Annotated in this window: 14 protein-coding genes and 1 pseudogene; 3 read left to right on the plus strand and 12 right to left on the minus strand. The window is 44.1% G+C overall.

Annotation, left to right across the window (positions count from 1 at the left end; all coding sequences use genetic code 11):
• Positions 1-231 precede the first annotated feature (231 nt).
• Positions 232-438, minus strand: a complete 207-nt coding sequence (locus tag ACTQ53_RS15810) for a hypothetical protein (RefSeq protein WP_441934122.1) — start codon at positions 436-438, stop codon at positions 232-234.
• 374 nt (positions 439-812) lie between these two features.
• Between ACTQ53_RS15810 and ACTQ53_RS15815 the strand changes: the two genes are divergently transcribed.
• Both ACTQ53_RS15815 and ACTQ53_RS15820 read left to right on the plus strand, forming a co-directional pair.
• On the plus strand, positions 813-1,175 hold the full coding sequence (locus ACTQ53_RS15815) for a BlaI/MecI/CopY family transcriptional regulator (protein WP_089544338.1): 363 nt from the start codon (positions 813-815) through the stop codon (positions 1,173-1,175).
• A gap of 77 nt (positions 1,176-1,252) precedes the next feature.
• Positions 1,253-2,698 (plus strand): TonB family protein, encoded by a 1,446-nt coding sequence (locus tag ACTQ53_RS15820; RefSeq protein ID WP_441934124.1) that lies wholly within the window; start codon positions 1,253-1,255, stop codon positions 2,696-2,698.
• Positions 2,699-2,948: 250 nt separating this feature from the next.
• Here ACTQ53_RS15820 and ACTQ53_RS15825 read toward each other — a convergent pair whose 3' ends face one another.
• The 9 genes from ACTQ53_RS15825 to ACTQ53_RS15865 form a co-directional block, all read right to left on the minus strand.
• Entirely contained in the window at positions 2,949-3,980 is a 1,032-nt protein-coding gene (locus ACTQ53_RS15825; RefSeq protein ID WP_441934126.1) for a CNNM domain-containing protein, read from the minus strand.
• 399 nt (positions 3,981-4,379) lie between these two features.
• Complete coding sequence (locus ACTQ53_RS15830; RefSeq protein WP_441934128.1) at positions 4,380-6,764, minus strand: beta-L-arabinofuranosidase domain-containing protein; 2,385 nt, start codon at positions 6,762-6,764, stop codon at positions 4,380-4,382.
• Positions 6,765-7,122: 358 nt separating this feature from the next.
• Positions 7,123-8,748 (minus strand): RagB/SusD family nutrient uptake outer membrane protein, encoded by a 1,626-nt coding sequence (locus ACTQ53_RS15835; RefSeq protein ID WP_441934130.1) that lies wholly within the window; start codon positions 8,746-8,748, stop codon positions 7,123-7,125.
• 23 nt (positions 8,749-8,771) lie between these two features.
• Complete coding sequence (locus ACTQ53_RS15840; RefSeq protein ID WP_441934132.1) at positions 8,772-11,990, minus strand: TonB-dependent receptor; 3,219 nt, start codon at positions 11,988-11,990, stop codon at positions 8,772-8,774.
• Positions 11,991-12,201: 211 nt separating this feature from the next.
• A complete protein-coding gene (locus ACTQ53_RS15845) occupies positions 12,202-13,212 on the minus strand; it encodes a FecR family protein (RefSeq protein ID WP_441934134.1) in 1,011 nt (336 codons plus the stop codon).
• 39 nt (positions 13,213-13,251) lie between these two features.
• On the minus strand, positions 13,252-13,809 hold the full coding sequence (locus ACTQ53_RS15850) for an RNA polymerase sigma-70 factor (RefSeq protein WP_441934136.1): 558 nt from the start codon (positions 13,807-13,809) through the stop codon (positions 13,252-13,254).
• A gap of 185 nt (positions 13,810-13,994) precedes the next feature.
• Positions 13,995-16,532, minus strand: coding sequence for a glycoside hydrolase family 31 protein (locus tag ACTQ53_RS15855; RefSeq protein ID WP_441934138.1), 2,538 nt, complete (start codon positions 16,530-16,532; stop codon positions 13,995-13,997).
• A 179-nt stretch (positions 16,533-16,711) separates the two neighbouring features.
• A complete protein-coding gene (locus ACTQ53_RS15860; RefSeq protein ID WP_441934140.1) occupies positions 16,712-18,316 on the minus strand; it encodes a helix-turn-helix domain-containing protein in 1,605 nt (534 codons plus the stop codon).
• Between the two features lie 510 nt (positions 18,317-18,826).
• Positions 18,827-20,359, minus strand: coding sequence for a Na+/H+ antiporter NhaC family protein (locus ACTQ53_RS15865; protein WP_441934142.1), 1,533 nt, complete (start codon positions 20,357-20,359; stop codon positions 18,827-18,829).
• A 282-nt stretch (positions 20,360-20,641) separates the two neighbouring features.
• Here ACTQ53_RS15865 and ACTQ53_RS15870 point away from each other — a divergent pair, with 282 nt between their 5' ends.
• Positions 20,642-21,406, plus strand: coding sequence for a YaaA family protein (locus ACTQ53_RS15870; protein ID WP_294971005.1), 765 nt, complete (start codon positions 20,642-20,644; stop codon positions 21,404-21,406).
• 19 nt (positions 21,407-21,425) lie between these two features.
• Here the strand turns inward: ACTQ53_RS15870 and ACTQ53_RS15875 are convergent, their stop codons facing one another.
• Positions 21,426-22,268, minus strand: coding sequence for a CvfB family protein (locus tag ACTQ53_RS15875; protein WP_441934144.1), 843 nt, complete (start codon positions 22,266-22,268; stop codon positions 21,426-21,428).
• A 114-nt stretch (positions 22,269-22,382) separates the two neighbouring features.
• Positions 22,383-22,680 (minus strand): annotated as a pseudogene (locus ACTQ53_RS15880) (lipoprotein-releasing system ATP-binding protein LolD); the annotation flags it as partial.

Raw genomic sequence — 22,680 nt, forward strand, 5'->3', positions numbered from 1 at the left:
TTCAAAATTATTTTGCAGGCAAAATTAAGCAAAATAATTGGAACAGCCTAATTTTAAGAGGTAAAAAGAAATAAGGAATGATATAAAAAAGCAAAACGAGCCTTATTCCTACGAATAAAGCCCGTTTCTGTGTTGTTTTCTATAAATAGATGCTTTATTTCAACCCGTCGGCATCGCCGGTGGTCTTCAATCCGTTGCTCTTTTCTCTAGGGGTGATATTCACTTTCTTTGCTACGGTGTTCTCGATGAGATTGGCATCGAATGCCATCTTCTTGTCGGTGCAGGTGACTCGTGAACTGATGCAGCAAGCGCCTTCCATGCCTTGTCCATCGCTTTCTGATAGGTGGCTCTAGGAAGAATGCCCTGCTGAACCCCCCATTCGATGAAATACTTGCGGTCGCCCATTTCCTGGATATGGAAGTGCTTGCGATACCACATAATGGTTGTTTTGTTGCGTTATTAATTTCTCTTGCAAAGATAATGCAAACGAGCGCAATGTAAGCTTGCTTACAAATTGCCGAGTGCAGCTTATCTTATGCAAAGATAAATAAAACAATTAGTTTTTGATATGTGATATTGTACAAACTTATGTGTTCTCGTATATTATTATATATTGGTTCTTTTTATATGTAATCTACGATAAACTCGTAACAATATATGTTTTAGTATTACGAAAAGCTCGTAAAACGTTAAAATATAGCTGAATTTATGTTTTTTAACGTAGATTGTTTTGTGTTTATACGAAAAGTTCGTAGATTTGCAGCGTGATTTAGAAACAAGAATGTTGAATTTAAAAGAATAAAGATAGAAATATGGAAAAGCTGACGAATCAGGAAGAAGATATTATGCTTCGGATATGGCGATTGGGACGATGTGCCGTGAAACAGATTATGGAACTGTTGCCAGAACCTCGTCCACCTTATACTACAGTGGCTTCTATTGTGAACAATCTGAAGCGCAAGGAATATGTCAAGGCGGAGCGGGATGGTAAGGGGTATGTCTATTCTCCACTCATTGCCGAGAGCGATTACAAGCGGAAGTTCCTGTCGGGTTTCGTGAATAATTACTTCAAGAATTCCTTCAAGGAAATGGTTTCCTTCTTTGCCAAGGACGAGAAAATCAGTCCCGAGGACCTCAAGGATATCATCCGTGAAATTGAGAGTTCGGAAGAATGACTCGAGAACTTTGAAGAATAAATCAAGCTTTCGGAAGAATAATTATTAAGTTCATTTCAAACAAAAATCGAAACTGTATGGCAATATATCTTATAAAAATCAATGTAGCCCTGATGCTCCTTTATGGATTTTATCGCCTCACGGTGAGCCGCGATACTTTCTTCGGTCTTCGCCGCCTTACCCTCTGGCTCATTTATGCCGTTGCCCTGATGGTTCCGGCACTCAATCTGGAATATTGGGTGCGCGATACACCAACGATGGCGAGTATGGCGAATGTATATGCCGACACGTTTTATCCCGTGGTGGTTGTAAAGGCTCAGGCTCCCAGCATAACCTGGATAGATATGCTGCTGGGTATCTATTGGGCAGGAGTTGTCGTTCTCTCATTGCGTTTGGTATGGCAGCTCTTCAGCATCATCCGCCTTGCGGTTATTTCCCGGAAGCAGGAGGTGGAAGGCATTACGGTACATCTTCTCAGAGGCGAGGGGAGTCCGTTCTCCTTCTTCCGCTGGGTGTTTATGTATCCATCTACCCTGGAAGGCAAGCAGTTGCACGAAGTGATGGTTCACGAGTGCACCCATGTTTCGGGTCTCCATTCCCTGGATACCCTCTTCTCCGAGCTTTTCTCCATCGCCTGCTGGTTTAATCCGTTTGCCTGGCTGATGAAGCGGGAAGTAAGAATGAATTTGGAATATTTAGCCGATGAAAGTGTATTATCTGATGGCAACGCGCGCAAATCCTATCAGTATCACCTTCTAGGTTTGGCATATCGACAGCCGAATGAATCGACCAAGATTGCCAATAATTTTAATTTATTACCTCTTAAAAAAAGAATTAAAATGATGAACAAACGTAGAACCAGTGAAATAGGCAAGGCGAAGTACCTCCTTTTCGCACCTTTAGCAGGAGCGTTGCTTATGGTGAGCAACATCGAGAGTGTGGCTCGTGAGATTGGCGAGCAGATTCCGGAAGTAGCCGAGGTTCAGCAGAAGGCTGAGCAGGCTCTGAATGCTGATGTGGTTGTGGCGAATCCGACGGCTGAAGAAGCAAAAGCTGCCGCAGAAGCCAAAAAGGCAGAAGAAGCTAAGGCTGCTGAATTGGCAAAGTCGGAAGCTGAACAGAAGGCGGAAGCAAAGGCTTCTGATGCGACAGCCCCAGCCGATACAACCAAGAATGTGGTTCATGACGTAATAGAGACAATGCCGCAATTTCCTGGTGGTCAGGGAGTAATGATGAAGTATCTGGCTGCAAACATCAAGTATCCGGCTTCCGCCGTCAAAGCCAAAAAGCAGGGCCGTGTGATTGTAACCTTTGTCATTCAGCAGGATGGTAGCGTTGCCAAAGCCCGAATTGCAAGATCTGTAGATCCAAAACTGGATGCTGAGGCTTTGAGAATCGTGAAGGCGATGCCTAACTGGATTCCTGGTACACAGGATGGTAAACCGGTAAACGTAAAATATGCCATCCCTGTTGTATTCTCTCTTCAGAAAGATGTAACCCCAGGGAAGAAAGAAGAAAAATAGAATATCAATTTCGGGTTATAAAACAACTCAATAAAAAAGAGCATAAATCTCAACTCAATAAAAAAGACCATAAATCTCATCTCAGCGATAGGGTATGTATTCTCTATTGCCATGTAGAATGAAAAGGGCGGTTTTCTTGCGTGATGCAAGAAGCCGCCGTATGCGGAACCGCATGTACGGTGGTGTGAGAGGTCGGTAAACATGAAAATAGGAGATAAACACCTATGATTAGTGTTTACCTCCTACTCGATTACTTCATTTTCTGCATCATCAGGCGTGATTTTTCCTTAGCCAAGGCTTGCATATCCACGGCAACATCGTCTTCATCTACGATTTCCACGCCCGTCATTGTTTCTATCACATCCTCCATGGAAACTACGCCGCGAAGGCATCCGTATTCATCTACAATAATGGAGATGTGCTCTCGCTTTTCCAACATCTTTTCCCAAATCTGATATATCGATTCATCCTCGTTGAAGGAAAGTATCGAGCGCATCAGCTCGGATAATCGGGTTTGAAATTCATCGTCTGAAACCGATTTGAGAACTACATCCTTCAGGATGTAGCCCACGATATAGTCCTTATTGTTATCATATACAGGAATGCGTGAGAAATTCCACTTCTTCTGTTCGTAAAACTCCTTGGTGGTTAGATGCATATTAGCAGATTCTACCACGATGGATGGTGTCATCACCTCTTTTGCCTTAACTCCAGCCAGACGGATGCAGCTCTTGATGATCTTGCTTTCCGATTCTCGGAAGATGCCTTCTGTGGTTCCTACATCTACCATGGCCGAAACCTCTTCGCGGCTCATGGAAGCCTGGTGGCTCTTAGGCGTGAATACCTTTGTGATAAGTTCTGAGAGCAGTACCAGAGGGTAGGTGATGAAGATGAGTACCCGGATAATCTTGGTGGATGGCATTGCCAGCGAGCGCCAGTAAGAAGCACCGATGGTCTTCGGGATGATTTCTGAAAGCACCAGAATCAGCAAGGTGAGAATGGCGGAAATGATACCGAAGTATTCTTCGCCAAAGAGTTTGATAGACTCGGCACCCACGCCGGCAGAGCCGATGGTGTGGGCGATGGTGTTGAGCGAAAGAATGGCACCCACAGGGCGATCTACGTTGTTTTTATACTGTTTCATCAACGAGGCAGTCTTGTTGCCTTGATTCTCCTTCATCGAGATAAACGACATCGGAGTAGAAAGTAGCACCGCCTCCAGGACGGAGCATAAAAAGGATAGTGACAGAGCACCTAAAAAATATAATATGATTAAACCCATGTAATTTTTAATTCGTTAATAATATGTTATCTCAAACAAGATAGGTATTATTTCCGAAGACTGCAGTTGAGAATGTAATGGGGTACATTACATCTGTTTTGATTCGATATGATCGTATTGGTAAATATCATCACAATTATATTCTATTTTTCTGCAAAGATATGGATAAAACTATGAATTTGATATTATTTTGTTGAATATTAGTGTGTTGTAATATGTTTTTAGTAAATATTTGTAAAGGATGTGTTGAAAAATGCCGGAAAAAGCCCCATTCCAGGGCTGTTCCGGCATCATTTATCTATATTCAGAAAATTTATCTTACAACACATTCTCTACTCAAGATTGAGGTACTTACCTCATTCTTGAGTCGAATATATGCTAACATATACTTTTCTACAATTAATGCTTCACAAGTCTCACACCATAAATCTGTCCAACCTGCTTGCCCTTTTGAGCCACAAACTTCACTCTAATTTCCTTCTTGCCCTTAACAAACTCTGAAGGAATGGCATAATCAACGGTCTTAAACTGTGTAGTACGCCAGCGATGACTGTTGTTCACGCTGCAAAGCAACTTGTCGTTGACATAAATATCAAACTCACTTGTACGCCACTCATCCTGTCCCCAGAACTTAAGCTGAAGGCTAAGATTAGTCTCTCCCTTGGTCTGCATCAGATAGCTGAAATAATGACCATCCTCTGCATCACGGAAGAAGATACCTTCTGTATTACCCTTGCTCGAATCATCTGTCTCCATACGATGGTCGGTCTCCGGCTGTTGTTCTCCAGGGCTCACCTTATCCACAGTTCTAGCTTCCAAAGCCTGACGGGCTTTTTCTTCATCAGCCAACTTCTGCATATAAGCCTTGTAATCATTCTCGCCGAGTGCCAACCAATACATCATATATCGAGAATCATGAATCTCGAAGAAAGGCTGCAGTTCACCATTGATAACATTCTCCATGTGGGTGGCGAGTTTGAAATGCAAAGGTTTATCTGGGATAGGCTTCAAGTCCTTGGCGATGTCATTCAGATGCTTAGGCAGAAGGATAGGAGCCTTGTCGAGCGGCAACTTCATACCAGCAGCATATTGTCCGAAACGACTATCGTCAGCTATGAGCGAACGCATATCCTCTGTGCCACTCTTCATGCCGAGCAAAATAGGACCATACATGATGGCTACATATTGAGGAACATTGATCATCGGCTTGATAGAAGCATGCATAGGCATGGAGATTTCGACCTGGTCACCTTTCTTCCACTTGCGCTTGATACAAACGAAACCATTCTCTTCATAGCAGTCAACGACAAAGCCTACTCCCTTCACTGTAAAGTTATCACACCATAAAGGTTTGCGAATCTTCAAGGTGAAGACACCTTTTCCCTTAGTTACCTCTATGTTAGATGTCTCAGCGTATGGGAAAGCTGTCTGTTGGCGAAGCACCATCTTCCGTTCCTTCCAGTTCAATTCGGAAGCCACGAAGAGATTCACATAAAGCGCATCATCCTCAGTCTTCATCCCCTTGTCGTGCGTCCAGATAAACTGTCCATACTTGCCATGGTCTTCCATACCTGTTCCCACGCAACACCACATTGCCTTGTTAGGTGCAGAATAATTGCGATAATGACGAGGACGAGCAGAGGTGAAATACACATAGCCTCCATGTTCTGGGTGCTGGGCAGAGAGAATGTGATTGAATATCGCCGTCTCATAGAAATCGCCATACATACCTTGATGGTTGACACGGTTCAAATCCTCGGTCAACTTCAACATATTATAGGTATTACAAGTCTCTGGTCCGTCGATATCGTTGACATAGTCTATGCAAGTTTCCTTAGTTGGGAAATGCTCACGACGGCTGTTTCCACCCAAAGCGAGCGAACGTTGGCGAGTCACTATTTCCCAGAAATACTCACTGGCATTATGATATTGCATATCATGTGCTAACTCTGCAATGCGTTGGTATCCGATAACCTTAGGAATCTGCGTGTTGGCATGCATATTGTCGAGACAATCCTTGCCATTCTCCATCGGAGCAAGCAACTGTTTGTGAGAGAAGCGACGAGCACAACTCAAATATTTCGCATCATAGGTGATGGCATAGGCATCGGCAAGCACCTCGTTCATGCCACCATGCTCATTGCCTAACATTTGCTCCATCTGCTCATCACTCAAGTCTGCGGTGATATCTACAGCCCAGTCACAGAACTTCAGAAAGAGGTTTTTCGCTTGTTCATTTCCGCAATAGAGCCATGCATCACGAAGACCTGCATACATTTTATGAATGTTATAGAAAGGTGCCCACGTACCGAAGTAAGGTCCGAAATCTCCTTTACTGAAAGCCGTCCACATCTTGGCACTATTCGGAACACCACCGATATAGTTATGGCACCAGGCTTCAGGACGCTGATTGTTGGCATCAAGCACCAGCTGGAGTTCGGATATCATATATTCCATGCGCTTGCGGCACTCCTCATTGCCTGTGGCCGCATTGATGGCAAGGGCCGACAGATAATGTCCGCCCACATGTCCGTCCAGTCCATCCCAGTTGGGATAAGAAGGTTTGCGAGGTTGCAAGCCTGCCTCCTTACGATACGGGGCCAGCATGCGGTCGCAATCATATTTCAGGAGCACCTTCACGTTCAAGTCGCGAGCATGCTTCAATGGTCCGTCCAGAAGGGTGATGTCGCCCAGCGGGAACTCATCCTTATAAAGTTTATCTTGCGCCACAACACCCAAGGCTGGAGCTATGCTCAACAGAGCAATTATCAGTTGTTTCTTCATTTTTTGATATTTTTTCTATTTAAATTCTTAATAAAGGAATGTATCTCTGTAAGTTACTGTTCCTTAATCATCAACAGCAGAGCATTACTCTATAAATGCAACAGGAAAGTTGGCTGATTTTACCGAAAGTAATCCTGTTGCACATACGCAATATATAATATACGCAAGTTGATATATATATATTCACTTACGAAATTTCAGTAACTTAGGAATTTATATCATTAAAATATTACTGCACTATTTTGTGCGAAATAAGATAAAAGTATTGATTCGCGCATAATAGTGCAGTATAATTTGTTAGTTTCTTCAAAAGATATCTTTTCTGGTCATTAATAAAGACTGAATTGTTGAAACCTCTTTAATAACCAGGATTCTGCTTCAGGTTTGGATTGGTCAGTATCTGACTGTTAGGAATTGGATATAAATCCTTTTCCTTACTACTTGCATCATGAGAGAACCAAGAGCGAGTAGAGAAGACTCCAAATCTGACCATATCCTGACGGCGACGTCCCTCCTGAGAGAATTCCCAACCTAGCTCGTCAAGCATTCTGCCATATTGAATAATTGCATGATCATGAGTTGACTTGACGTTGTCCCGACGACCGTAGTCATAACAACTGGTTTCCTGCAATTGCTCTCCAGTGACGATAGCCTTGGCTGGATGTTCCGTGAAGTTGCGCTCTCTTACTTTCGTTACAAGTTCCGCTGCTTCGTCTGCGTGCCCTGTTCTTAAGAGTGCTTCAGCTTTCATTAGATAAACATCAGCATATCTCAATAATGGGAAGTCGTTGCTCAGTCGGTTTGTTATACCTTCTGCATACTCAAACTTACCCCATCTCCATCCTTGGTTTTCGTCAGAATCATCAATACTGTTCACCTTGTTGACGTAATCAAGAGGCTTACCTTTCATATTACCCATTGTACAATATAAAACTCCGCCATTCTTGTCATATTGAGGACCAGAAATGAAATCGTCCTTCAAGCGCTGGTCATCAGGATCGAACGATTCAATGTATTGAGGAATTACACATGCACCACCCCATGGAGTGGCCTTGAAATTGTAGGTTGCCTGATTCTCAGGCTGCAAACTGTACATATGGAAATCGAATGCATTCCAGTCGGTAACATAAGTCTCGTCGAAAGGAAGTGCAAATATAATCTCCTTGCTGTTCTCATTATTGGTTACGAACACATTTTTGCGAACAGTTTCCATACTGTATTTTCCGCATTCCAAGACTTTGTTGCACGCCTCAATACACTTATCGTAATCCTTGTGGGTCCCATCACTGAATATCTCTGAGTTGAGATACATTTTGGCAAGTAAGGTATAGCCTGCCCATTTGTTGAATCGACCATAATACTCGTTATTTACTTCTTCAGACAAGTTTGGAATATTTTCGGTGAGTTCTTGAATAATAAACTCATATACCTCCTTACGGGTGCTTTGCTCAGGCAGGTAGCCGGCAGGTACGTCAAACTTGGTAATGATAGGTACATTGCCAAACAAATCGTCGAGCAGATAGTAATAGGAAGCTCTCAAGACCTTCAGCTCAGAGATGATGGTTGTCTCTCTGTCGCCCAGTTGAATCTGGCCCGATTCTATCTGGTATAGTACACGGTTGCATGCATTGATGCCATCATAAGTACGAACCCATGATTGCAAAGGAATATCATCCTCGCTGGTCCACTTATGCTGATGCATACGTTTGTAAACACCACCATCTACCCATCCGTTAGGGCGTGCTGGGATTACGTCCTGGTCGGTAGAAAGCATTTCTGCACGTGCCACACCATTCCACAGAAGCATCGTCTTTCGCCAAGACACATAGGCAGAAGACAATAATGATGCCACGTCTTCATCAGTTGGCTGAAAACCATCTGCTACGACATTTGTATAATTTGTATCTTTCAGGTCTGTGCAAGAAGATATGCCTAAGAGTGCAGCTGCACCGATAAGGCAAGTATATATAATTTTTGTTTTCATGACTTTATATCAATTGATTATCATTAGAATGTAACGTTCATACCGAAGGTGAATGCACGGGTATGAGGATAGCTGTCACGATTATCGTACGAAGGAGCCAAACCGGAAGTTGAAACCTCAGGGTCGATTCCTTTGTAGCCGGTGATAGTGATGGCATTATTGACAGATGCATATAGGCGAAGAGTCTTGATCCACTTGTTGATCTTGCTGAAGCTATAGCCCAAAGTAATATTGTCAATCTTCCAATAATCACCATTCTCAACATAATAGCTGTTAAATTCCTCAGAACACAGTGTGTTGAGTACAGCCTTGCCAAATACCTTGTCGTAAGCAGAGCGCAGACGGTTCCAGTCTTGGCGGCTTCTATTCTCATAGAACATTCTCATACCATTCATGATTTGGAAACCAAAGGCTCCTCGCATATTGATGGCAAGATCAAAGTTCTTGTAGCGGAACTGGTTGTTGAAACCAAGATACCATTTTGGTACTCCATTTCCCAGAATCTGCTTGTCTTCGAATGAATGTGTGAAATCATCGTAGTTCACACGATTGCCATTCTTGTCAAGATAGATCCATTTACCGCTCTCATCTACATCTACTACTTTGAAACCGTAAATGTCACCTACCTTATGACCTATACGTACGATGTGCGACTCGGTCTTGATAGGTTCTTCTATCCAGCCTGTCATAAAGTAATCTGAAGATGTCTGATAAAGGTCGTTTGATAAACTCTTTAACTTGTTGGAGTTGGTAGAGAACGTTATCGTGGTTTCCCACTTGAAGTCCTTGGTTCGTACTGGAATGGCATTCACCATGATTTCAAGACCATTGTTACTCATCTCGCCAACGTTAGCACGTGTAGTGGTGTAGAGATTTGGAGGAGATGGCACAGAATAGTCGTAGAGCAATCCCTTGATAAGGCGATAGTACCAGTCAACAGATACATTCAAGCGATAGTTCAAGATACTGAAGTCTGCACCAATATCATACTCATGCTTCTCTTCCCACTTCAACTTGTCGTTAGAATTCTGGGTAGGTTGCAATGCGCGAATCCACTGTCCATTATAGAGATAATAATCACCATAGCCCAGCAGAGGCACACCGAGGAACGACTGGCTAGGCTGTGAACCTGTAACACCATAACCTGCTCTCAGTTTGATATCATCGAATACTTTCTGATTCTTCATGAAGTTTTCTTCAGTAATACGCCATCCAAGCGACACACTAGGGAAGGTTCCCCATGGTTTTTCGGTACCAGCGAGCTGACTGGCAGCTTCATGACGAACACTGGCCATTAACAGATAGCGATTCTTATAGTTGTAGTTCAAACGTCCGAAGAAACCAATCAGGTTCGTATCAAGCCAATAGCTATATTCTGTTCCCAAACCTTCCTTCAAAGCCTGTCCTACACCGATATTATGCCAGCTATACAAATCGGTAGGGAAGTTGTAGTTACGTTCATACTGGTTGCTATAGGTACTTTCCTGATAGCTGTAACCTGCAAGTGCCTGAATTGTATGATTGCCAAAATTCTTGTGGAATTGTGCTGTCAACTCAACCAATTTCGTAACTGTGCTACTTCCACCAGTTGAAGCATAGCCGTTCATACCGTCGCGAACATTAGAGATATGCTTCTTGGTTTCATAATATCCACCTTCCTGATTAATCTTATCGTAAGAGAAGAGTGCATTGAAGGTAAGTTCCTTGATAGGAGTCAATGTGATATTTGAACTGAAGCGTGTCTGGGAAATCTTTTGCTCACCATCGCATTCATAGATACGTGAAACAGGGTTGTCATAGTTGAAGATACCAGTGTTCTCATGCCATGATCCATCTGCATTCTTGATAGGCTCTGTAGGATTGTGGATAAGGGCCTGGCGCCAGCTATAGGTATTGAAGCTACCGCCATCACTTGTTGCCGTATAACCAGTCTGATTGCCCAGCAACTGGAAGTTGAATCTCAACTTGTCATCAAACATAGAGTGGTTTACCTCTGCACGTCCCTGAAATTCCTCCTTGTCAGAGCGCTTGAAAATACCCTGCAGATTTCTGTAGTTGACATTGAAGATATAGTTCGTCTGTGCATTGCCGCCCTTGAAAGAGACATTGTGTACATGGCTCAGACCTGTGCGGGTAATGGCGTCTATCCAATTGGTATTATCGCCTAAATCCCAAGCTGCATCTCTCAATCCATCCTTGATCTGCTGGCGATAATCGTCCGCATCACAGAAGTCTGGCTTCTTGGCAATTGTAGAGAGACTGAGGTATCCGCTGTATTGTACCTCATTGATATTGTTGCCTTTTGATTTCTTTGTTGTGATGAGCACGACACCATTTGTGCCGCGAGATCCATAGATGGCAGCAGCAGAACCGTCCTTGAGCACATCAATGCTCTCAATATCCTCAGGTGCTACCGTGTTGAAATCTCCAGGTACTCCATCAATGAGAATCAGCGGATTGGTAGAAGCTCCCAGGATCGTGGTGCTTCCACGAAGTGATATTTCTGTACCGCCCACAGGGTTACCGCTAGGATTGGTAACTGACAGACCTGCTATCTTGCCTTGAATCAGCTGTCCTGCATCATTGATGGCACCTGCTGTGAAGTCTTCACTCTTGACACTACCTACAGAGCTGGTAATATCACCTTTCTTCTGGGTACCATATCCAATGACTACAACTTCATTGAGTATCTTTTTATCTTCTTCAAGCACGATAGAAAAATGATGCTGTTTGCCTACCGCAAATTCTTGCGTCTGATAGCCAATATAAGAGATTTGGAGGGTGTTGTCGTCTGTAACATCAAGAGTGAAGTTTCCGTCAAAGTCAGAAACAGTGCCTTCGCTCTGTCCTTTTACTCTTACTGTAGCACCAATGATCGGTTCGCCGGTTTCATCCTTGATGACACCGCGCACCTTTACCTTCTTGCCAGAAGTTTGGGCTTTCTGAAGAGGCTTGATGATAATGTAATTTCCCTCCAGCTCATAGGTACAGTTGGTTCCTTTGAGTAATTGGGTCAACATACCAAAAACATCATCACTTTTCTTGGATAATGTCACCGAACGGTTGGCATTTAACTGTGAGGAGTTGTAGGCAATCTTATACTTGGATGCCTTCTCAATCTTCTCAAAAGCTGACTTGAGCGTTACCTTGTTTGTGCTAAAGCTGACGTTCTGAGCCGAAATGGTCATTTGGCTTGCTAAAAGCAGGCTGAAGAATGACACTGAGATTCGTTTAAGATTCATACTCTATCTATTTTTAAGTTATTAATTGTTGTTGTTTCTGTCTTGAAGACAACCATTGTATGTGTTACACCTAATAATAAATTCGAAAAAAGGCTTTTTTCTGAAAAAAAATAATTGTGTACGGAAACACAATGCTTTTTCATAAAAAAACACCTTCAAAAGCATAGATAATTTATGTATCTGAACTTTAGAAGGTGTTTATATAAGCGGATTATCTTATGAATACTTCGTTGTTTCTTATTTCATATTTTAATCCTGGTATCAAGTCTTTGATTATTGACATCGTACCTTTCAGTGTTTCACCACGATTGAAGTGGACAGTTATCTTTGTATTTTGATGCAGTTTTGATTGGAAGGTAAACTTGATATCAAAGTTTTGTCCGATAATCCTGGTTGCCTCTATCAATGTTACATCATTCAGATCTATTTTTTTGTTGTGCCAGCTCATACCGTCAAAGTCGTCTGGTACTTTACGGAGATTTACTTCCTTGGTCTTCACATTATATATTAACTGATCGTTGGGATTCAGATGGTATATTTTGTCTTCTTGTCCCAAGATGCAGAGTTCTATCTTACCCGTTTTGAGGGTGGCAGATACTTCATTGTCATCAGTATAAGAAGAAACCGCAAAAGAAGTTCCCATATCTGTTATCTTAAAATGAGGAGTTCTTACGTGGAAAGGCTGTGCATCGTTATGCTTGATGTCGAAGAATGCTTCCCCAGAAAGGAAAACTCTCCGTTCTTCTGTTTTATTGAAGGCAGAAGAATAGAGAAGTACTGAGCTTTGATAGAGTTTTACCTTGGTTCCATCTGCAAGTACCACATTTTTTGTCTCCTCATTGTTGGTTTGTTCCTGAAGAAGCGTTGCAGTCTGAGCTTCTTTGAGTTGCTGAGTCATCTGAACGTATAGTTTACCGAAAATAATGAGTATCAGCAGAGGAGCAACGACAGCTGCTACTCTTGTAATATAGAGGATTCTATGGTTTTTCATCTCTGTCTTTTCCTTTGTGCCTTTAGTCTCAAAGATCCGCTTGTATGCGGTAGAGATTTCTTCTTCTTCCATGTAAGCAGAATCAGCCTGATTCCATACATCTCGAAGTACTTCGTTAGTTTCACCGTCATCCCGGGTATTGGAAACTCTATCTAACACCCTTTCTTTCAACTTGTCTGACACGTTGTGCCTGATATAATACTTTATGATATCCTTTATTCTTGTAGCCATAGTAATATTCTTTTATTTTAAAGACATATATTGAATTGGTTACCCCCAAAGTTGGGTTAGTAAAAATACAAAATATAAGGCTTTTTTGATTTCTTTAAGAGCTAAGTTCAGATGATTTTCTACCGTTTTCTTTTGAATACCTAACTGTAGAGCTATTTCTTCATTCTTAAGATGTTGTTCTCTGCTCATGCGATAGATCATCTGACGTTGCTGGGGCATATTTTCTACCACCATATCAATGAGTAGTTGGGTATCCTTGGCTACCACGTCATCAAAGGGTGAAGACTCGTTGCTATATCGGTCTGGCAAGCTATCGATATCAATAGGCATTACATGTCTTGACGATATATAGTTGATGACTGTATATTTGGTAAGAATAAAAAGATATGAATCAAAATCTCTAACATCAGTAAATTTCTCCCGTTTGTTCCATATCTTCAAGAAGATGAGCTGGCAGACATCATCTGCGTCATCCTTGTTTTTCAGAAGCATAGCTACAAAACGATGTACCTTGGGATAAAACCTGAGGAACATCGTTTCGTATGCTTTTTTGTCTCCTTTTGACATTAATAATATCGTTTCTCTATCTATTTCCATATTTGCGATTAAGTATCATCTATACAATAATTGCTGCAAAAATAAGAAAAAAAGCGGAAACAGCAAAGTTTTAAGAGTATTTTTTATGGGTCGGAACGTTTTGTAGTGCGTTCCGACCCATATTCTCATTTCCTGATACAGGTATAGAATGAGTACGACTTAACCTTTTCTGGTTATCCAGGATCTTATAGCTGTATCTTTACAGCCTTTCCGTCATATTCCACGCTCTTGCTTGCCTGCATAGGCTGGTCGCCTGCGCCGCTATCAGCACCCACCAGTACGATGTGGAATCTGCGATGCTGGAGCATTCCCTTATAGCTGCCCTTGCGTGGTGCGATGTTCAGGGTTCTGTCTGCTTCATTCCAAACAAACTTGATTTCCGAGAATTTACCCTTCTCATAGTTGTAGTTGTCGCCCTCGTCCTCATAGAGCGTAAACGAACCGTCAGCACCAGGATAGACACGGATTTCCAGCTCATCCCAAGGCTTCTCTGAACTATACTGCACTTCAGGACCGAATGGCAGGATGGTACCTGCCTTGATGAATACAGGCATGATGTCGATAGGACAAAGGCGCTGGATATCCTGACCACCCTCATACTGGGCATTGCTCCAGAAATCATACCATTTATTACCCTTTGGCAAGTAAACATTCACAGGCGCAGCTGCCTTCCTTACATCAGGATAGATGGTATGGCCCTTCTTCTCCTTATCCTTCCAGGTGTATAAAGGATCGGTTACCGGCTTCACCAGGATGTTGCGGCCGAAGAGATACTCATCGTTCAGGCGGGAAGCCTTCTTGTCTGCCGCATAATCCATTACCAGGGCACGCATCATGCTTCCGCTATTCTGTACACAGTCGCCAGCCGTACTGTAGATATAAGGCAAAAGGCGATAGCGCAGCTTGATGGCCTTAATCATAGCATCATAAGCCCAGTCACCCTGTTTTCCGAACTCATACAGTTCGCTTACCATCGGCGAAGAACAGTGGTTGCGCATCAATGGCATGAAGGTTCCCCACTGCATCCAGCGGGTCTGCAGTTCCTGAATGGCAGGGTTCTTTGGATTCTGCTCAAACTCCCAGTAGAAGAAACCACCCAGGTCGGTGTTCCAGAATGGGATACCGCAGAGCGAGAAGTTCAAGCCCGATGGAATCTGATTCTTCATCTCGTTCCAGGAAGCCACCACATCACCGCTCCAGCAGAGGGTGCCATAATGCTGAATACCGAAACTGCCGCTTCGGGTCATCTGGAGCGAACGCTTTGTGTTGCCCTTCATCGCTCTCTGGTGCTCGTAGATGCTCTTGTTGTGCAACAATGGGAAGGCGTTCTTCACTCCCAACCATGAACCATCGTAGGTCTGATAGTTCTCATCGCCCGGCTTCTCAAAATGGTCTGGCTCCGTAGAATCGGTCCACCAGGCATCGAAGCCCATCTGGTAGAGGTGGGTAAGATACTTCCAGTAGAGGTTGCGAGCCTTCGGATTGAAGACATCGTATGGCATCACGCCACTGTTTCTTGGCCAGGTATCGAAAGGAAGGAGGGCATTCATCTTCTTCAGTTCACGATACTGCTCTGTCCACGGACCGAAATTAGCCCAGATGGTAATCATCAGATGGGCATTGTTCTTGTGAACATACTTCACCATCTCTTCCGGACTCTTCAGGCGGGGTTCTCCCTGTGCCTTCATCTGCTTCATATCGGTAGGAAGATACTTGGCATAGGCTGGGTCGCCCACCTTATTTATATAGTATGGGTTCTGGAACTTCATCGCATTCCAATTGGAGTCGCATCCCCAATACTGCCAGTCCTGCACGATGGCATCAGTAGGAATCTTCAGTTCGCGATACTTATCCAATACGCCAGCCAGTTCATCACTGGTCTTATAGCGCTCGCGGCATTGCCAGAAGCCCATCGCCCATTTCGGGAACATCGTAGCCTGTCCGGTGAGTTCACGGATGCTGGCGATGACTCCATCCTGTGTACCATCCTTGTACATGAAATAGTAGTCGGCGCAGGTTCCCACTTCGCTGGTGAAGGAAGTGCATGATGGCTGGTTGCTATTGTTCTTGGATGCTACGATATCATTGAAATAGGTTTTTCCTGCATTGTCCCAGTAAAGACCATAGCCCTTCTCACTGGTGAAATAAGGGATGGCGATATAGGTGTTATGATTCCAGAGTTCGATGTTCTGGCGACCACGCTGATTCATGTAAACATCACGCAACTGTCCCAAGCCATAGATGGCCTCGTCATCAGCAAGGCGGAAGTCCTGCTCTATGCGGTACTTGCCCTTGTTGGCTTCATCCTTGCGGGCTTCCAGACGGGTCTTCGTGTCGGTAAGCAGCAACTTTCCATCCTTCGAAAGAAAGCGGATTTCGCCAGTCTGCTGATTCAGTTCTACGGAGATAAAACCAGAGTTTATTTTTACAACATCACCATTTTCCTGTATTTGAACGTCCTTCATCTGTTGAGGTTTCAAAACAACAGAATAGCTTTTCTTCTGAACAGGAGCACCAAGTCCAGCATCAGATTTCAAGATGCGGACGATGGATGGAGAATAGAATTCGATGGTTACATTCTGCTGAGCCACCTGACGGGTGACAGACTTGGCAGCCGTACCTTTCTGGGTGCCTGCCACCTTTACGCTCTTGGCGCTGAGTTCACTTGGAACGCCAACTACAGCGAAGCCCAAAAGGGCAATGAGAGATAAATTCTTTAGCATACTTTTGTTTATTTTATTAGAGGGTTTATGATTTGTACTGTTCCAAATACATAAGATTGTATTTCGGTTGCAAAGGTAATGCTAAATGGTGGAAAAGGGATAAAACAAATGATGAATCGAGTGGTACATTTGTTGAAAAATGCCGGAAAAGCCCCATTCCAGGGCTATTCCGGCATCATTTATCTATATTCGGAAGGCAATACGCCAAATTCCTTCTTAAAACACTTGGTGAAATAGCTGGGCGAGCTGAAGCCCGTTCGCTCGGCAATTTCATTCACACTCTGCTTACCTTCCTGAAGCAAGGCAGCTGCACGACGAAGGCGGATGCTGCGGATAAATGCCACAGGAGTAGTATCGGTCAGAGCCGTCAGCTTTTTATAAAGTCCTGTCCGCTCCATACAGAGATCCTGTGCCAGTTGTTCCACGCCATATTCGCCATCTTCAAGATGCTGTTCTATCAGAGCACGCACCTGAAGAATCAGCTCGGGTTCCCGATTGACAGCCTCGGCTGTTTCTGGTAGCAGGCTATCCTCTGGCAAGGAAGGAATGTCATCTTTTGTGGAATCGGTATTTATTACATTTGTTTTCTTTCCTCTACGAAGATAAAGAGTGATGATGCCCACCAAAATCACGAGGAAAACCACCAAGCCAGCTATCGCCCATCCCGACTTCCACCAGGGTTGGTCTATTGTGAAGAAGAGGCCCAACATTGGTGAAACATAAATCAGACCATCGTGATAGGTTCCCAGCCAGATGGCTCCTTCCTTATCCCGATAAACCGTATTGATGCCTGTGGTGAGCGATTTTCCGTCAGGCAAAGCCAATTCCTTTACCTCGCGTGGAGTAGTGCCCAACTTGAAGTCGAACATCAGATAACCATGCTGACAGCTGATCAGAGCCTGATTGTCTGATGACATGTTCAATGTATGCAAGAGGTAATCGCATGCGTATATCCTGGAATATTTCCGGGTTTCCGGATTAAAATGCAGGAAGATGGAAGCATCCGTCTTGTTCTTTTCATCACGTCCGGTTCTTATCTGGTAAAACTGTCCGCTCGGTGTCTGAACGGTGAGTGAGGTGTTCTGATAATGCTGAGCTTCGGCTGTTGAATAGGCAGAAGCGGTATAGGTCAGCTTATCATTCTGAAAAACCGCCACGATTCCTGAATCCATGAAAGCATAAACCTGTCTGCCATCGGTATCCAGATCCTGCAGACACCCCCATTCCTTCTTCAAATGGATTAGATTGCCATCCTGCGTATTGAGCAGCGAATCACCCATAACAACCCATACATTTTTCCTGCTATCTACAAACAGATCCTGAATGTCATTCCGGGTCGGGCCGTTTCGCATCATTTTCATCTTATTCTCTTTTCCATTTCCAGACAGAGCGTCAAGGGGATGTTCCAGAATTCTGCCCTCTGCAAGCAGAATACAGAATATCTTCTGGTATTCCTTTACCCATAACCTGTCCTGGCTATCGGCATAAAGATGCGTCTGCCCCTTGTATTTCGTGATGTTTTCTGCCTTTTCTTCAGGAAGGGGAATCAAGGAGAAGTGCCTTCCATCATAGAGATTGATTCCCTTGGGAGTTCTCACCGCCAATCTGCCATCTGTCAACTGCATCATCTGTAGGACATGGTTGTCAGAAAGCCCCTGTTGGGTATTGAGTACATAGAAATAATCGTTTGTCTCTACCTTCTGGGCAGAGCTGGTAAGTATCCGGCCGCCAAAGCAGAGGAAAACGATGCATAGTTTGATGATATATGGTTTATAACTTCTCATAGAGCCTTATTGTCTATTTTCATTGCTGCTATTTTGCTTATTCTTTGCAAAAATATAAAAAAAAATTGAGACTGACAAGACAAGCAGGCAAAATTTTGTGGCTTTTACAAAGAAAAAGGCTCCCTTGCATGGAAGCAAGAGAGCCTTTGGCTATTGTTTTTTAGTTTTTACATCCCGAAGCTTTTCCTATCTTGGAGAGCCAGATGGAGTGGGGGATATAGTACTGGCTGTGATAAATAACTTTACAGATTAGATGTGGAGAAAAGATCTCTTAAGAGAAGCTGTCGTTTTCCTTAAGAGAAAATTCTCCATCTCTTCTTTCCCCATTTTCTGGGCGTTTCTGCCTGATTCTCTCATTCTTGAATATTGTTTACACGGATTTGGAGAGAAGATGGGTTCAAGGATTTCTAGAAACCCTCACCTGTCATTACTGAGGGTTCTTGTCGTTCTCCTTGCCCTTTCGGCTTCGGCTTTCACTCTATCTCCTATATTAATTAATTCCCTATAGATTTAATGGATATCAAACTCTTCCACTGCAGGTGCTTTGTCCTCCTTGGATTGGGGCTTGGGTACGAAGCCCAGAATAGCTACCAGACAACTCATCAATGGACTGATGATGTTGAAGAAGCAGAATGGGAGATACACCAGTGTCGGGATGCCGAGAACCGTACTCTGCGTCATACCGCAGGCTGTCCATGGAACCAGTACGCTCGTTACGGTAGCACTATCCTCTGTACTTCGGCTCAAGAGTTCCGGACGGTAGCCTCGTTCTGCATATTCATCCTTGTAGATAGATGCATTCATGATGATGCTCAGAAACTGGTCGCCCATAACGAGATTGAGCAATACACCCGATGTCACGGTACTGCAGACAAGTGATATGGTGCTGTGGATGCTTTTCAGAAGCACGTGGGTGATAGCGTGAAGCATGCCGCTGGCTACCATACATGAACCGAAACACATGGCACAAAGAATGAGCCAGATGGTGTTGAGCATGCCTGCCATGCCGCGGGTTGCCACAAGTTCATTGATGTTCTCCATGCCGCAATCTACCTGAGTGTGGGTATAGCAGGTAGTCATGATTCCCTCAAAGAGGCTCTTGGCAGTGATGTTGTCTTCGCCAGCAATCTTTACCAGTACTTCCGGCTGGAGGATGAGGGCACAGATGCATGCAGAAAGAGCTGAAAGAAGAAGCGTGATGAGAGAGGGGGTCTTGCGGTAGATGAGCCATCCTGTAAAAGCCGGAACGAGCATCGTAAGTAGGGAGATATTGAAACCATGACTCAGACCGGTAAGATACTGGCTGATATCCACAGGTTTGGAATCATAGCAGAGTCCGATGATGAGATAGAGCACCAGCGAGAGCAGGATGCTTGGTATGGTGGTGTAGAGCATATAGCGGATATGCGAGAAAAGATCGGCACCGGCTATGCTTGAAGCCAGGACGGTGGTATCGCTCATAGGTGAGAGCTTATCACCGAAATAGGCTCCCGAGATGATGGCTCCAGCGGTGTAGGGGGCTGGTATTCCCAAGGCATCACCGATTCCCATCAGAGCAATACCGATGGTGGCAATGGTGGTCCATGAGGTTCCTGTCATCACGGAAATGATGCTGGAGATGATGCAGGCGCAGGGTAGGAAAAAGGTCGGCGACATGATCTGTACACCATAATATATTAATGTGGGAACCACGCCACTGATCATCCAGGTAGCTGACATCATTCCGATGAGCAGCAGGATCAGAATAGATACTCCGGCATCGCCCACGGTCTTTTTGATCATCTCCTCGAAGATATTCCATTTCATATTGTAGATTCCCATGCCGAGTGCAACGCATACTGCTGTGGCTATCATGAGGGCCACCTGAGAGGCACCCGCCAGGGCATCATCAGGGAAGAGTTTGACAACCATGACGATGAGGGTGATAAGTACTGCCAGCGGTATGACAGAAATGAAGGGATGTGGTTCCACTGGCTGCTGAGGTGGGCAGGACACCTGCTCCTCAGAAGCTTGAGTTTTTTGTTTATTTTCTTTTTGTTCCATTTGTTAATACTCTCTTATACATTTCACAAAGACACAATTCGTCATCTGACGATGCCAGGATGATTTCACCGCATGTCGGATTTTGTTAAGTTTCATATATATATTGTACTTATTGTGCAAAAATAATAAATATTTTCAGATTTCGCAAGATAAAGTACAATATGGCATTCTTATTTATAATATATTATACTTTTATTGAACTTTTCTTTGATTTTTGCCATATTTTCATTAACTTTGCCAGCAAAACTATCATTAAGAGTTACCCTTTAAAATAAATGTATTATGCAGATATTATTGGCAAATGCCAAAATCATGTTTGATAAGGCAGATAGGGCAGCTGTTTCAAAGCCACTTTTCCAGTCTGTGGCAGAAATGTTGGCTGCAGAAATGGCTAAGCTGGACGTAGAGGAATTGGCTAGGCAACTTGATTGCAGCCACAAGATAGCTTTGGAAAACTGGAAACGCTATCGTAATTTTATGGCTGCAGAGAAGATGCCTGCCATACTTTCCTACAATGGACAGGCGTATAAGCATCTACGTGCCAACACTTTGGGAGAAGAATCCCTGCAGTATGCCCAGAAACATCTCTGGATTACCTGCTTTCTCTATGGATTGCTTCGGCCGATGGATGGCATCGTGCCTTATCGTATGGAGCATTGCGTGACGCTTGAAGCTACAAACGACAAGCCGGTCAATCAATTTTGGAAAGATAAACTTACCGATGTTCTTATCCACAGTGTGAAAGCAGACGATGGCATACTTATCCATCTCTCTACAGCAGAATATGAACATCTGTTTGATTGGAAGAGAATTTGCAGGGAAGTGAAAGTCATCCAGCCTCTCTTTTATGTTCGCCAGAAGGATGGTAGGCTGAAAATGCAGGCTGTGTGGGCTAAATCCTGCCGTGGAGCTATGGTGAGATACATTCTAAGCAACCAACTTGCTACTCCAGAAGAATTGGCAGCCTTCAGTTACGAAGGTTTTGAATACACACCAGAATTAGGAGAAGTGGCTTTTCCGCATTTCGTTCGTAATATAACAAAATAGTACTTTTTTGCCTTGTTGCTTATTCCGCCAATCGGATGCTCATAGGGCTTACGGTGATGAGGCGCTTCTTGTAGAGGTCGCCAATGGCACGCTTGTAAACCTTCTTGCTCACGTGGAAACGCTCGTAGATGTCGTCGGCCTCGCTCTTGTCGCCAAGGTTGCACTCGCCGTCGTTGTCCAGAAGATACTGGTAGAGGGTTTCGGCGAAATCGGCTGTCTGCTGGATGCCGGTCTTCTGCAGGGTGACATCTATCTTTCCGTCAGGGCGAACTCTTCCGATGTATCCCTTCATCTTGTCACCCGTGTGGATGTACTGGAAAATCTGGTCCTGATAGATGAGACCCGGATACTGGTTGTCGATGATAACCTTGAAGCCGAGGTCGGTCTTCTGCCAGATGAGGAGATCCACCTCATCACCATGCTTGTAGTGAGGATGGTCTTCGTTGAGATAACGCTCAATCTTGGCAGAGGCAACGATGCGATAGCTCTCCTCGTCGATGTGGATATGCACGATGTAGGAGTTGCCAAGCACCATGCGCTTCTTCTGCTCGCGGAATGGACAGAAGATGTCCTTCATCAGTCCCCAGGCCAGGAAGGCTCCGAATTCGTTGACCCATTTTACTTCGAGATAGGCGAAGTCGCCCACCTTTGCCAAAGGGGTTTCGGTGGTTGCTATGAGACGCTCTTCCTGGTCGAGATATAGGAAGACATCCAGCTCGTCGCCGATGCCAGCGTCTTCAGGAACGTAGCGGGATGGAAGGAGGATTTCTCCCTCGTCACCACCATCGAGATACAGACCGAAATCTACTTTCTTTACGATGCGGAGGCGATTGAAATCGCCGAGTTTTATCTTTTTTGCCATATAATATTACTTTCGAGAATATAAAATGCTTTTGCCCTTACAGGGCGACAGGTTTGCGTCCGTAATTACCCAGGGTGTTGCCCTGGGCTAGGAGCTTCTGCCCTTTCAGGGTGTTTAGATGCAATCTATGGATGAGTCTGGTTCTTCTGCAGAAACTACTTTATTGTTATCAGCAGTTTCTTCCTGGCTATCAGCAGCTCCAGCCTCCACCGTCTTCTCTATCATTCCATCCTTGAGATGGATGGTGCGGTCGGTGATGGACGCAAGACCCTCATCGTGGGTAACGATGACGAAAGTCTGACCGAACTTGTCTCTCAGGTCGAAGAAGAGCTGGTGAAGCTCTGCCTTGTTCTTAGTGTCGAGGCTTCCTGATGGCTCATCGGCAAGGATGACGGCAGGATTATTGACCAAG

The sequence above is a fragment of the Prevotella sp. Sow4_E9_plate genome, assembly GCF_052116205.1.
Taxonomy (GTDB): Bacteria; Bacteroidota; Bacteroidia; order Bacteroidales; family Bacteroidaceae; genus Prevotella.